Raw genomic sequence first — 12,853 nt, 5'->3', positions numbered from 1 at the left:
TGATGGGTGGGTGCCCCTGAGTCGTCGACCTCTCGCGTTACTCGCTGCGCTCACGCTGCTCAGTGCGGTCACGGCGTGCACCAACGCGGCGGTCGGCGACCCGGTCGGGAGCCAGCTGGACGAGCAGAAGCCCACGTCGACGAAGAAGGCACCACCCGCGGCACCTCCCAGGGACAAGATCAACCTCACCACCGAGAACGGCAGGCAGAGCGCCGGGACCGTGCTCGCGGGCGCCGGGGACGCGCCGTACAACTACGCGCCCGCCGTCATGATCGACAACGGCCGGGTGCGGGCGTGGTGGTGCAGCCAGCTGAGCGCGGCGCCACCCGGTGGCGACGACATCCTCTACAGCGAGGGACCGGCCGTCGGTGGACCGTTCACGACGGCCGTTCCGGTGTTCTCGGGCAGCGGTGGCAGCTTCGACGCGATCCACACCTGCGACCCGTCGCTGATCAAGGTCGGCAGCACCTACTACCTGTATTACACCGGCGCCGCGCGGGACAACCACGCGAACGGCAGCTCGGTCGGCGTGGCCTCCAGCAAGGACGGCATCAGCTGGACCAGGGAGAACGGCGGTCAGTCGATCGTCGCCCCCGCCGGGGACAACTTCCGCGAGAACACCTACGGCGCCGGGCAGCAGTCGGCCGTCTACGTCGACGGCTGGGTGTACCTGATGTTCACCGACACCACCGGCCTCGCCTCGCACCAGAACGGCGCCGGCCAGTACGTGCTGCGGTCGAAGGACCCGACGTTCGCCAAGGGCGTCGAGGCGCTCGGCAAGCAGGGCTTCAAGCCGGTGACGTCGAACAACCAGCCGCGCACGAGGTCGATCGTCGAGGCGTTCAGCGCGGACTGGATGTGGATCGAGGCGGTCTCGTCGTTCGCCATCGCCCACGAGACCGACGCGGGCACGACCATCACGTTCTGGAACAAGGACTTCACCCGGCACCCCTTCGAGCCCGTGACCATCACCGGGCCCTGGAAGGAAGGTCCCGGCCTGCTGCGCACCCCCGAGGGGCACGCGCCGGTCGACCCGAAGGACCCGTGCGGCCGGGTCGCGCTGGACGTGCTGCGCGGCACGATCGAGGGCCCGGCGGGCCCGACGAACATCTCCCACTTCGGCTTCGACGCCGTCGGCCTCAAGGGCTGCGCGACGGCGGCCGAGGCCAAGGTCCTCAACGGCTACGCGGTGCCGTCCCCGGAACGCACGCTGGACGTCGTCGTGGGCACCAACGTGATGCGGTTCGAACGCCGTTCGGTGGCCGAGAAGTTCGCTCGCGGTGTGCTCGGCACGCGGCCGCAGGGCGTCGACTCGCTCAAGCTCACCGTCACCGTGCCCGCGGGCGCTCCCGCCGTGACGAACCCGGACGGTGAAGTCGGGCTGCTGCTCGGCGACAAGCTGTGGGTCGTCGGCTCGGCGCAGGTCGCGACGTTGAACTCCTCGCAGATCACGCCGGTGTCCATGGACCAGTGGGCCAAGTACGAACGCCTGCCGGATCTCGTCCGGCGCTGACCGGATACGTTCTCCACCGAGGGTCGAATCGGACATGGGGGACCGGGAAGTGGCAATCACGGCACGACGGCCGAGGGCGCTCGCGGACAGCGTGGTACCGGTGCCGGACGAACCGCGGCACGAACTGGCCTGGCTGGGCTTCTCCGCCGCGTTCGTGGCCTCGGTGGCGTTCCTGCTGCTCATCCCGGCCGGGTGGTCCCGGCTCGACCACCTGTGGGCCGAGGACGGCGCCCGGTTCATGGTCGACGCGGTCCGCTCCCCCGTCCTCACGAACCTGGTCGACCCGTACGGCGGCTACCTGCACGCCTTCCCGCGGCTGGTCGCGCAGGTCGTGGCGCTGCTGCCGTTCGAGTGGACGGCCGCGGGCTTCGCGATCGGCGCCGCCGTCCTCCGCGCGCTGATCGCGTTGATCACGTTCGCCGCCTCGAAGGCGTACCTCCGCTCCACGCCGATGCGGTTCGCGCTCGCGGCGCTGGTGATCGTGCTGCCGGCGGGCAACTCCGAGACGTTGAACAACGTCACCAACCTGCACTGGTTCCTGCTCTACGGCGTCTTCTGGGCGTTGCTGTGGCGCAACGCCCCACGCGTGCCGGTCGCGTTGTTCGTGGTGCTCTCGGCGCTGACCAGCCCGTTGGTGTTCATCCTGGCGCCGATCGCGCTGGTGCGGCTCTTCCAGCCACGCCGGGAGGTGCCGATCGCGTTCCTCGCCGCGCTGGTCGTGCAGGGCGTCACGATGGTGTTCGCCGACCGCACGCCGTACTCGCACGACGAGGTCGACCCGGTGCAGGTGCTGCTGGCGAGCCTGCTGCGGGTGCCCGTGGTGGCGTTCACGGGCTCGGAACGGGTCAGCGACCTCTACCCCGCCCAGGGCAACCTGGTGATCATCGCCGCGCTGCTGGTGGCGGCCGTGCCGATCGCGGCCGGACTGCGGTTCGGCGACCGGGCCGGGCGGACGCTCGCGCTCGTCGCCTCCGCGTACAGCGTCGTGCTGATCGTGGCGTGCCTGGTGCTGAACTGGTCTCAGGTGCTGCAGGTGCAGGCGCCCGAGGCCGTGATGGCCGGGCAGCGGTACAGCATCGCGCCGTGCCTGTTCCTGTTCACCGCGATCTTCGTGGGGCTGGACGCGACGCCCGCGAAGACCTGGGAACGCGCGGTCGTCGCCGGGAGCCGCTACCTGGTCGGGATCCTCGTGGTGGTGAGCGTCTTCGCGCACCTGCGGGTGCCCAGGACCGTGCTGGACGGCATCCCGTGGGACGAGAGCCTCGCCCGTGCGCGGGCGGAATGTTCCGCCGGCGCGGCGGAAGCGCGGTTGGAGCACGAGCCGCAGGGGTGGTTCTTCATCGTCCCGTGCGAGTCGGTGCGCTGACGAAGTCCCGGAACGAGGTCGGCGGCTTTCCCGTCACGTCCTCGACCGTCGTGGTGACCCGGTCTTCCGCGCCACCGCGGATGTCCTCGTCGAGCCGGGCCAGCACGGCCGCGAATTCCTCTGGCAGGCCTTGGGAAATCCGGTCGGCCAACTCGGCGGTGCTCACCGAGCGGTGCCGCACCGGCCGTCCGGTGACGTCGGTGATGATCGCGGCGGCGTCGGCGTAGCTCAACGCCTCGGGTCCGGTGAGCACGTGGTCCGCGTTGTGCGGCACCGGATCGGTCAGCGCCCGCGCGGCCACGGCGGCGATGTCGGCGGCGTCCACGAACCCCACCCGCCCGTCGCCCGTGGCCGTGACGATCTCGCCGGCCAGCACGCCCGCCGCCACCGGGTGGTCACCGGTGAAGTTCTGCATGAACCAGGACGGGCGCAGCACCGCCCACTCCGGCAGGGTGCGCACGAGTGCGGGGAGAGCGCCCATCCCCGTGGCGCTCTCCGGCACCGCGGACGAGCTCAGCAGTACCACCCGCCGCACGAGTCGCGCTCGAGCGAGCATCGACTCGACCGCCGGAACGGGGTCGACGACTCCGATCGGGGGGATCAGGTAGATCCTTTCTATCCCGTCCAGCGCCGTTTCAAACGTCGAGGGGTCGTCCCAGTCGAACCGGACGTGGTTGTCCCCCACCGGCTTCCTGGTGCCGACCAGGGCTTCGGGCAGCAACGACGCGAGCCGGCTGCCGGTCGTACCGGTGCCTCCGACGATCAGCACGCTCATGCCGCCAGCTCCTGGGCGAGCAGCGGGTTCCAGTAGTCGCGGTAGTGCGCGATCTCGCCGTCCCGGACCGTGATCACCGCGATGTACGAGGCGCGGTAAGGCTTTCCGGTCGCGACGACCACGCCCTCCGCGTCGAACTCGGCGACGAGCACGTCCGGGGTCTCGTGCACGACCTGCTTCGGGAACGACCTGATGTCGAGCATCTTCGGGTAGTCGCGCAGGTAGTCCTCGATCGCGGCGCGGCCCTCCAGCCGGGAGGGCCAGCCCGGCGGCGCGAACGGGAACTCCATCACGCCGTCCTCGGCCCACAGGCCGGCGAACCCGATCATGTCCTTGTCCAGCAACAGGCGCAGCGCCCTCGGGATGAGGTCCACGGAGGCTCCTCCGAAACGAAGTGGACGAGACGGTACCGTCCCGTCCACACCACCGTAGACAGAACGGGACCGTCTCGTCCAGTCCTATGATGTGCGCCATGACGAAGCGCACCCCCACCGGAGCCGCCGTCCTGCAGCCCCAGGTGACGCAGGCGATCACCGAGGCCGTGTTCGAGGAACTCGCCCTGCACGGCTACGCGCGGCTGTCGATGGAGTCGGTGGCGAAACGCGCGGAGGTCGGCAAGAGCGCCCTGTACCGGCGCTGGCCGTCCAAGCAGGACATGGTGGTCGCGGCCCTGTCGGAGTTCTCCGTGCCGCTGGCCGAGGTGCCGGACACGGGCTCGTTGCGCGGTGACCTGCGAGCGACCGTCCAGGCCGTGCACGACTGGCTGACGCACCCGCGGTTCGCCACGGTCCTGCCCGACCTCACCGCCGAGGCCGTCCGCAACCCGGCGTTGTCCGACGCCATCGCGGCGACGATCGGCGAACCCCGGCGCGCGCTCGGTGCCACGACGTTGCAGCGCGCGGTGCGGCGCGGCGAACTACCGGCCGACTTCGACGTCGAGATCGCCCTGGACCTGGTCGCGGCGCCCGTCTACTGGCGGCTGTCCGTCCGCCGCGCGCCCGTGGAGCCCGACTACCTCGACCGGCTCGTCGACCACCTGGTGCGCGCGCTTCAGCCCTGATCAGTGCTGGTAGCTGGGGTAGTCGACGTACCCGGACGGCGCGGAGAACCACGTCTCCCGCTCCGTGCTCACGAGCGGCAGGCCGAGCCGGAACCGTTCGACCAGGTCCGGGTTGCCGAGGTAGGCGCGGCCGTAGCTGATCAGGTCGGCGCCGTTGGCGAGCCAGCGCTCCCCCTGCTCTTGCGTGCTCTCGACCGGCCCGATCTGACCACCGGGGTTGAGGACGAACGCCGTCGGCCACGCCTTGCGCAGCCCCATCAACGTCTCGTCGTCGGTGGTCGCGAGCACGTGGACGTAAGCGATGTCCGGCAACGCCTTCAGCAGCGAGCCGTAGAGCGCCGGCACGTCCTCCTCGACGATCCCCTGGATCTCACCGCCGGGTGAGAGCCGGATGCCGACGCGGTCCGCCCCGATGGCGTCGACCGCGGCTTCGACGGCCTCCACGGCGAACCGGACGCGCCCCGCACCGCCGTACCGGTCGGTCCGCTCGTTCGCGCTGGACGAGAGGAACTGCTGGATCAGGTACCCGTTGGCGCCGTGCAGTTCCACACCGTCGAACCCGGCGTCGACGGCCCGGCGCGCCGCGTCCCCGAACGCCTGGACCTGCTCCACGACCTCGGCGGTCGTCAGCGCACGCGGAACGGGCGCGGGCGCCATGCCGGACGGGGTGAACACGTCGGTGCCGGCCGCGATCGCCGACGGACCGACGGGGTGGTGCCCGGCGACGTCGACGTGCCCGATGCGGCCGCCGTGCATGAGCTGGGCGAAGATCCGGCCGCCGTTGGCGTGCACGGCGTCGGTGACCACCCGCCACGCCTCGACCTGCGCGTCGTCGTGGACGCCGGGCATGGACGGACCGGCCTGGCCGACGGCGTTGGGGTGCACGCCCTCGGTGACGATGAGCCCGGCGGTGGCGCGCTGGGCGTAGTAGGTGGCCGTCTCCGCCGTCGGTTTGCCGTCAACGGCCCGCGCGCGGGTCATCGGCGCCATCACGAGGCGGTTCGGCAGGGTCAGGTTTCCGAGTCGGTAGCTGGTGAGGAGCATGCCCTCTACGCTAGAAACCTGACATTGACGTCAGAGGTAGCTTTTGTGGCGGAGGTCTCAATGCGGATCGGTGAGTTGGCGGAACGCACGGGCGTGAGCGTGCGCGCGTTGCGCTACTACGAAGAGCAGGGCCTTCTCGGTTCGGAACGCACCGGTAGCGGGCAGCGGCAGTACGGCGAACCGGCGGTCGACCGGGTGCGGCTGATCCAGCAGCTCTACGGCGCGGGCATGTCCAGCGCGTCGATCCTGGAGCTGCTGCCGTGCGTGGTGACCGGGATCGCGACACCCGAGATGCTGGAGCGGATGCGCGAGCACAGGGCGTCGGTGGTGCGGCAGATCGCCGAGCTCCAGGACACCCTGCTGCGGTTCGACGCGGTCATGGCCAACGCCGTGACCAGCCACGACACCGGTGTGTCCTGTCACATGGCGAACGGACAGGACACACCAGGGGATCAGATCGTGGCGGTGTCGATGACGAACCGGTAGCGCACGTCGCTCGACTGCACGCGGTCGTACGCCGTGTTGATCTCGTCGGCACTGATCAGCTCGATCTCGGCGCCCAGGCCGTGCTCGGCGCAGAAGTCCAGCATCTCCTGGGTCTCCGCGATGCCTCCGATCATCGAACCGGCGAGCGTCTTGCGCTGCGAGATCAGGCTGAACAGGTTCAGCGAGATCGGCTCCTCGGGCGCGCCGACGTTGACCAGCGTGCCCTCGGTCTTGAGCAGCGAGATGTAGGCGCTGAAGTCCAGCGGCGCCGAGACCGTGGAGACGATCACGTCGAACTTCCCCCTGAGCTCGGCGAACGTCGCCGGGTCGTTGGTGGCGCGGAAGTCGTGGGCGCCGAGCTTGAGGCCCTCGTCCTTCTTGCGCAACGACTGCGACAGCACGGTCACCTCGGCACCGAGCGCGGCCGCGATCTTGACGCCCATGTGGCCGAGCCCGCCGAGGCCGACGATCGCGACCTTGGTGCCGGGGCCGACGTTCCAGTTCTTGAGCGGCGAGTACAGCGTGATGCCCGCGCACAGCAACGGAGCGGCCACGTCCAGCGGCAGCGCGTCGGGGATGCGCACGGCGTAGTTCTCGTCCACGACGATCTGCTTCGAGTAGCCGCCGTAGGTGACCTCGCCGTTGTAGTCGGTGGCGTTGTAGGTCTGCACGTTGCCCTTGGCGCAGTACTGCTCCAGGCCGCGCAGGCAGTAGTCGCACTCGCGGCAGGAGTCGACGAAGCAGCCGACACCGACGCGGTCACCGACGGCGTACCTGGTCACCTCGGAGCCGACCTCGGTGACGACGCCCGCGATCTCGTGGCCGGGCACCATGGGGAAGGTGGCCTGGCCCCAGCCCTCGTTGACCTGGTGGATGTCGGAGTGGCAGATGCCGGCGAACTTGATGTCGATCAGGACGTCGTGCGCGCCGACCGCGCGACGCTCGATGGTGGTGCGCTCCAGCGGTGCCTTGGGTGCGGGAGCGGCGTAGGCAGCGACGGTGCTCATTCTCGGTGTCTCCTCGGTTCCGGTGTCGATGACGACACTGCTCCGGTTCGCGGGAGCTACCCAGACACCTGGTTTTCGTACGCCTGGCGTGCCTACCACTGGCAGTAGCAGGCACGGGTCCGCAGGTCCGGGGATACTCGAGGACATGGACGTAGACCCGCGCACCGAGCTGAGCGAGTTCCTGCGCAGCCGTCGGGCACGGCTGTCCCCCGACGACGTCGGCCTGCCCCGGTACGGCCGCACCCGCCGCGTGCCCGGCCTGCGCCGCGAGGAACTGGCGCAGCTCGCGGGCGTTTCCGTGGCGTACTACACGCGCCTCGAGCAGGGCAACGGCCGCAACGTCTCGGACGAGGTGATCGACTCGATCTCCCGCGCCCTGCGGCTGAACGACGCCGAGCACACGCATCTGCGCAACCTCACGGCGTGCCCGTACGACGCGACCAGCAGGAAGAAGCGGAAGAGCCACCCCCGCGAGGTCCGGCCGGCGTTGAGGAACCTGCTCGACACCGTCAGCGTGCCCGCGTACATCGGCGGGCGGCGCACCGACATCTACGCCTGGAACCCGATGGCGGCGGCGTTGTTCGGCGACTGGGGCGAGCTGGAGCCGCGCGAGCGGAACTGGGCTCGGTTGATCTTCCTGAACCCCACCGTCCAGCAGCTCTTCGTCAACTGGGAGGGCAAGGCCGCCGACATCGTCGCGTTCCTGCGGATGGACGCCGGCTGCTTCCAGAACGACCCGGAGCTCACCGAGCTGATCGGCGAGCTGTCGCTCAAGAGCGAGCTGTTCCGCCAGCTCTGGGCGCGGCACGACGTGAAGGAGAAGTCCTTCGGCACCAAGGTGTTCCGGCACCCGCTGGTCGGTGACATGACGCTGTCGTACGAGACGCTGCGGATGCCGAGCGAACCCGAGCTGTTCCTCAGCACCTACCACGCCGAACCGGGCACCGCGTCCGCCGAGGCGTTGCAGCTGCTGGCGAGCTGGGGCAAGGACGCGACGCGGGTGTCTGCTAAGACCCAAGCATGAGGACACCACGTCTGGAGATCGAGTACTGCACCCGGTGCCGCTGGCTGCTGCGGGCGGGCTGGACGGCCCAGGAGCTGCTGACGACGTTCGTCGCGGAACTGGGCGAGGTCGCGCTCATCCCCGGCACCGGTGGAGTGTTCGACGTGCGGCTCGACGGTGAGACCCTGTGGTCGCGCAAAGAGCAGGAGGGCTTCCCGGACCTCGCCGTGCTCAAGCAGCTCGTGCGCGACCGGGTGGCACCGGAACGGTCGCTGGGCCACACCGATCGCAGGGCGTCCGACTCCTGAACGCCTGCCGCACCGGGCCTTCCGCGAATTCCCCGCGACGAGGGCCCGCTGCTCGTATCGTGACGGCCGTGCATCCGAACCAGGGTTGGCAGCTCCAGCAGGGACACGGTCCGGGGTACGGCCCTCCGCCCGGCTGGGGGCAGCAGCCGTTGCGGCCGAGCGTCGCGCCGGCGTTCCTCGCGGGTGGACTGTGGCTCGCCGTCTCCGTGCTGTGCTTCGTGCTGGCGGGCCTCAACTCCGCCGACGGCAAGGGGATCCGGCAGACCCCGGAGGCCGCCGTCGCGTTGCTCGGGCTCGCGTTCGGGCGCGGGTTCATCGCGAACGGCGATCCGGCGATCGTCGCCACGTACGTCGCGGGTGGCGTGGTGCTGCTGTTCGCCGCCCTGTTGTTCGCACGACTGGGGTTCGCGCGGTGGGTGCTCGCCGGACTCGGGTTCCTGGTGGTCGCGTACTACGTGTTCGCGGTCGTCCGGTTGACGATCAGCAACGGCGGCACGCTGATCGTCGTGCCGGGGATCGCGCTGATGCTGTGGCTCGCGGCGTCGATGGTGTCGGTGCTGCCGCCGGTCGGCCGCGCGCTGCGGTGACCGGCGGCACGCACGTCAGGCCGTCGAGATGAACCCCTTCGACACCATCCAGTCGCGGGCCACCTCGCCCGCGTCCTTGCCGTCCACGTCCACCTGGCGGCACAGTTCGATCATCTGCTCGTTGGTGAGCGCGGCGCTGACCTCCTCCAGCGGCCCGCGGATCTGCGGGTACCGCTCCAGGAACTCGGACCGCACCGTCGGCGCCACGTTGTACTGGGGGAACGCCTTCTTGTCGTCCTCCAGCACGCGGAGCTCCTGCGCGGCGATGCGGCCGTCGGTCGTGAACACCTCGCCGATCGGGCAGGTGCCGCCCGCGATGGCCGAGTAGATGGTGCCGATGCCGAAGTTCTTCACCTCGGTGGTCGGGAAGCCGTAGACCCGTTGCGCGGCCGGGAAGCCGTCCTGGCGGCTGGTGAACTCGGTCTCCAGGCAGAACACCGCCTGGTCCGGGTTCTGGACGAGGAACGCGGCCAGGTCCGAGGTGGTCTTGAGGCCGTGCTGGTCGCCGTAGGCCTCGGTGACGGCGAACGCGTACTGGTCGTTCAGCGGTGAGTAGGCGAGCCACTCGACGCCGAACCGCTCCAGGTCCGCCTTCTTCGTCGCCTCGTACTGGGCCTGTTCGCCGCCGGTGACGGGCAGTTCGTTGCCCTGGTAGTTGATCCAGCCGGTGCCGGTGTACTCCCAGGTGACGTCGACCTCGCCGTTGAGCAGGGCCTGCCGCGCGGTCTGCGAGCCCTTGAGGTCGGTCAGGTCGATGACGTCGGCGCCCGCGGCGGACAACGCCATCTCGGCCAGGTAGCCGAGCAGGATGTTCTCGGTGAAGTCCTTGGACCCCACGGTGATCTCGACGCCCTGCAACGCCTGGTCGGGCTTGATCGAGCCGGGCAGCACCTTGTACGGCAACGCGCTGTTGACGTCGAGGCCGCAGCCCGACAACACGAGCAACGCGACCAGCAGCAGCCTCTTCACCTGACCCCCTTGGGGCCGAACCAGTGCTCCATCACCGCGCCGGCCCAGTCGACCAGCAGCGCGAGACCCGCGGCCAGTGCCGAGCCGGTCACCAGGACCTTCATCAGGTTCAGCTTGTAGCCGGTGTCGATGAGCAACCCGAACCCACCGGCGTTCACGAACAGACCGAACGTCGCCGTGCCGACCGCCAGCACCAGCGAGGTGCGCAGGCCGGCGAGGATCAACGGCGTGGCGAGCGGGAACTCCACCCGCCACAGCACGCTCGACGCCGACATGCCGATGCCGCGCCCCGCGTCCACAAGGGACGGATCGACCTGCTGGATGCCGACGATCGTGTTGCGCAGCACCGGGAGCAACGAGTAGAACGCGAGCGGCAACGCGGCCACCCACAGGCCGCCGGACGCGCCGGTAACGAGGAACCACAGCACCAGCACGCCGAGCGCGGGCGCGGCCTGGCCGACGTTCGCGATCGCCAGCAGCACCGGCGCGAGCCAGCGCGCCCACGCCCTGGTGGCGAGGACGCCCGCCGGAACGGCCACGGCGAGCACGATCACGGTCACCACGATCGTCATCATCAGGTGGTCGTACAACGCCGTGAGCAACGACTTCGCGTTCAGCGTGCTCTTCTCGGTCGCGGTCAGCTCTCCGCTGAACACCCACACCAGCACACCGCCGACGATCAGCAGCACCGCCAGCGGTTGTGCCCAGAACCGGATCCGCTCGGCCGTCACGCGTTCGCCCTCAGCTGCTGCACGACCTCGGTCACCGTCGCGAGGTCGACCGTGCCGACGTACTCGCCGCGACCGCCCGTGACGACCGCGCGGCCGCCCTCGTTGACGATGGCCTCGAGCGCGTCCCGCAACGTCGACTGCAACGACACCATGTCCCGCACCGGCTGCCCGACGCGCTCCAGCGACGTCGCGCGGCGCAGGTCGTTCACCCGCACCCACCGCACCGGCCGGTCTCGCCGGTCGAGCACCAGCACGAACTTCGCGTCCCCGGACTCCACAGTGGACGGATTGGCGTCCGCCCTGACCGTGACCGCCTGTCCCAGCTCGACGTCCCGGACGCGCATCAACGTCAACGCCTTCAGCGAGGCGCCCTCGCCGACGAACCCGGCGACCGTGTCGTCCGCGGGACTGGCCAGGATCGCGTCCGGCGTGTCGTACTGCAGGATCGTGGACCGGTCGCCCAGCACGGCGATCTTGTCGCCGAGCTTCACGGCCTCGTCGAAGTCGTGCGTCACGAACACGATCGTCTTGCGCAGTTCGTTCTGCAGCCTCAGCAACTCATCCTGCAGGTGGCCTCGGGTGATCGGGTCGACCGCGCCGAACGGCTCGTCCATCAGCAACACCGGCGGGTCGGCCGCCAGCGCCCGCGCCACCCCGACCCGTTGCTGCTGCCCGCCGGAGAGCTGCCGGGGGAACCGATCACCGAACTCGCCGGGATCGAGCCCGACGAGGTCCATCATCTCCTCGACGCGCGCCGAGGTCTTCTTCTTGTCCCACCCCAGCAACCCGGGCACGATCGCGATGTTCTGCGCCACCGTGAAGTGCGGGAACAACCCGGCCTGCTGGATCGCGTACCCGACCCGCCGCCGCAGGTCGTCCGGGTCGATCTTGAGCGCGTTCTCGCCACCGATGGTGATCTTCCCTGATGTCGGCTCGATCAACCGGTTGATCATCCGCATGGTCGTCGTCTTGCCACAGCCGGACGGTCCGACGAACACCACGATCTGCCCGGCGGGCACCACCATGGAGAAGTCGTCGACCGCCGCGGCCTTCTGCCCCGCGTACCGCTTGGTCACGTGGTCGAGCTCGATCTCAATGCCTTTTTCAGCCACGGACGCCCCTCGACACGGTGAAACGGTTGACCAGCACGTAGACGCCATCGAGCACCAGCGCGAGGATCACCACGCCGATCGTCCCGGTGAGAGCCTGGTTCATGGAGTTCGCACTGCCGGCGTTGGCGAGCCCGGAGAACACCTCGGACCCGAGACCCGGTCCCTTCGCGTAGGCCGCGATCACCGCGATGCCCATCAGCATCTGCGTGGCGACGCGCATTCCGGCGAGGATCGCGGGCCACGCCAAGCGCAACTCGACGCGGGTCAGCACCCCGATTCTGCTCATTCCGATACCTCTCGCGGCATCGCTAACCGCGGGGTCCACTCCAGCCAGTCCCACGATCGTGTTGCGCACGATCGGCAGCAGCGCGTACAGCACCAGGGCGACCACCGTCGTGTCCGCGCCGAGGCCGAACACCGGGATCAGCAACGCCAGCAACGCGAACGACGGAATCGTCAGAATCGTGCTCGCCAACGCCGTGGCCAGCGCCGAGCCGGCCGGACTGCGGTACACCGCGACACCGATCAGCACCCCGAGCACTGCCGCCAGGACCGTGCACTGCACAACTGCGCTGACGTGCAGGAAAGCCTGCAAAGACAGCCGGTCCCAGCGATCGGCTACGTACTCAAGAACATTCATCCTCGTGGCCCCGCCCTCGAAGTTGGCGTCCACCCAACACCATTGTGGACAGTGCGGCAACCATTCGTCACCGAAGCAAGTACCCGAACGGACGAGTTTCAAACCTTCTTCGAGGTACTTCTGGTACACCTCCGCAGCTGGTCAGCCCCCGGAACGCTCCACCGGCTTTCGAGGCCGGACTCATACGTTCTTCAACAAACGAGAAACGTTCCGCACCCGCCCACGCCTGCTGACCGCTTGGGGGATTTCTGA

General features: G+C 69.4%; 15 protein-coding genes. 7 read left to right on the top strand and 8 right to left on the bottom strand.

The window, feature by feature from the left end; genetic code table 11:
* Positions 1–10: 10 nt before the first annotated feature.
* Both QSK25_RS11870 and QSK25_RS11865 read left to right on the top strand, forming a co-directional pair.
* A complete protein-coding gene (locus tag QSK25_RS11870; RefSeq protein WP_285637869.1) occupies positions 11–1,513 on the top strand; it encodes a glycoside hydrolase family protein in 1,503 nt (500 codons plus the stop codon).
* 100 nt (positions 1,514–1,613) lie between these two features.
* A complete protein-coding gene (locus QSK25_RS11865; RefSeq protein ID WP_285637867.1) occupies positions 1,614–2,879 on the top strand; it encodes a hypothetical protein in 1,266 nt (421 codons plus the stop codon).
* On the opposite strand, the gene QSK25_RS11860 is transcribed toward QSK25_RS11865, so the two are convergent.
* Entirely contained in the window at positions 2,851–3,654 is an 804-nt protein-coding gene (locus QSK25_RS11860) for a Rossmann-fold NAD(P)-binding domain-containing protein (RefSeq protein ID WP_285637865.1), read from the bottom strand. The two genes, QSK25_RS11865 and QSK25_RS11860, sit on opposite strands and share 29 nt — an antisense overlap.
* Positions 3,651–4,028 (bottom strand): nuclear transport factor 2 family protein, encoded by a 378-nt coding sequence (locus tag QSK25_RS11855; protein WP_285637863.1) that lies wholly within the window; start codon positions 4,026–4,028, stop codon positions 3,651–3,653. The genes QSK25_RS11860 and QSK25_RS11855 overlap by 4 nt, the downstream gene beginning before the upstream one ends.
* Positions 4,029–4,126: 98 nt before the next feature.
* Here QSK25_RS11855 and QSK25_RS11850 point away from each other — a divergent pair, with 98 nt between their 5' ends.
* Positions 4,127–4,714 carry a TetR/AcrR family transcriptional regulator gene (locus QSK25_RS11850; protein WP_285637861.1) on the top strand — a complete coding sequence of 196 codons (588 nt, stop codon included), beginning with the start codon at positions 4,127–4,129 and terminating at the stop codon, positions 4,712–4,714.
* On the opposite strand, the gene QSK25_RS11845 is transcribed toward QSK25_RS11850, so the two are convergent.
* On the bottom strand, positions 4,715–5,758 hold the full coding sequence (locus tag QSK25_RS11845) for an alkene reductase (protein ID WP_285637858.1): 1,044 nt from the start codon (positions 5,756–5,758) through the stop codon (positions 4,715–4,717). It lies immediately after the preceding gene.
* A 60-nt stretch (positions 5,759–5,818) separates the two neighbouring features.
* Here QSK25_RS11845 and QSK25_RS11840 point away from each other — a divergent pair, with 60 nt between their 5' ends.
* Positions 5,819–6,244: a MerR family transcriptional regulator gene (locus tag QSK25_RS11840; protein WP_285637856.1), complete on the top strand. Its 426-nt coding sequence runs from the start codon at positions 5,819–5,821 to the stop codon at positions 6,242–6,244.
* Here QSK25_RS11840 and QSK25_RS11835 read toward each other — a convergent pair.
* Positions 6,211–7,251, bottom strand: coding sequence for an NAD(P)-dependent alcohol dehydrogenase (locus tag QSK25_RS11835; RefSeq protein WP_285637854.1), 1,041 nt, complete (start codon positions 7,249–7,251; stop codon positions 6,211–6,213). The genes QSK25_RS11840 and QSK25_RS11835 overlap by 34 nt on opposite strands.
* A gap of 145 nt (positions 7,252–7,396) precedes the next feature.
* On the opposite strand from QSK25_RS11835, the gene QSK25_RS11830 reads away from it, so the two are divergent.
* The 3 genes from QSK25_RS11830 to QSK25_RS11820 all read left to right on the top strand — a co-directional run bounded on the left by QSK25_RS11830 (position 7,397) and on the right by QSK25_RS11820 (position 9,149).
* Positions 7,397–8,275, top strand: a complete 879-nt coding sequence (locus QSK25_RS11830) for a helix-turn-helix domain-containing protein (RefSeq protein WP_285637852.1) — start codon at positions 7,397–7,399, stop codon at positions 8,273–8,275.
* A complete protein-coding gene (locus QSK25_RS11825) occupies positions 8,272–8,562 on the top strand; it encodes an Rdx family protein (RefSeq protein WP_285637850.1) in 291 nt (96 codons plus the stop codon). The genes QSK25_RS11830 and QSK25_RS11825 overlap by 4 nt, the downstream gene beginning before the upstream one ends.
* Before the next feature lie 68 nt (positions 8,563–8,630).
* The gene (locus tag QSK25_RS11820; RefSeq protein ID WP_285637848.1) at positions 8,631–9,149 is read left to right on the top strand and encodes a hypothetical protein; all 519 of its coding nucleotides are present in this window, start codon (positions 8,631–8,633) and stop codon (positions 9,147–9,149) included.
* A 15-nt stretch (positions 9,150–9,164) separates the two neighbouring features.
* Here QSK25_RS11820 and QSK25_RS11815 read toward each other — a convergent pair whose 3' ends face one another.
* Genes QSK25_RS11815 through QSK25_RS11800 form a run of 4 tightly spaced genes read right to left on the bottom strand, consistent with a single transcriptional unit; the run spans position 9,165 to position 12,601 of the window.
* On the bottom strand, positions 9,165–10,142 hold the full coding sequence (locus QSK25_RS11815) for a glycine betaine ABC transporter substrate-binding protein (protein ID WP_502881843.1): 978 nt from the start codon (positions 10,140–10,142) through the stop codon (positions 9,165–9,167).
* Complete coding sequence (locus QSK25_RS11810) at positions 10,115–10,849, bottom strand: ABC transporter permease (RefSeq protein WP_285637845.1); 735 nt, start codon at positions 10,847–10,849, stop codon at positions 10,115–10,117. Before QSK25_RS11810 ends, QSK25_RS11815 begins: the two co-directional genes overlap by 28 nt.
* Entirely contained in the window at positions 10,846–12,009 is a 1,164-nt protein-coding gene (locus QSK25_RS11805; RefSeq protein WP_285637843.1) for an ABC transporter ATP-binding protein, read from the bottom strand. The genes QSK25_RS11810 and QSK25_RS11805 overlap by 4 nt, the downstream gene beginning before the upstream one ends.
* A complete protein-coding gene (locus QSK25_RS11800; protein WP_285638682.1) occupies positions 11,954–12,601 on the bottom strand; it encodes an ABC transporter permease in 648 nt (215 codons plus the stop codon). The genes QSK25_RS11805 and QSK25_RS11800 overlap by 56 nt, the downstream gene beginning before the upstream one ends.
* Positions 12,602–12,853: the final 252 nt, after the last annotated feature.

This window comes from Lentzea sp. NBRC 102530 (assembly GCF_030269365.1).
Classification (GTDB): domain Bacteria; phylum Actinomycetota; class Actinomycetes; order Mycobacteriales; family Pseudonocardiaceae; genus Lentzea.
The sequence above is the reverse complement of the archived record's forward strand: the minus strand, read 5'-3'. Positions and strand labels throughout refer to the sequence as shown.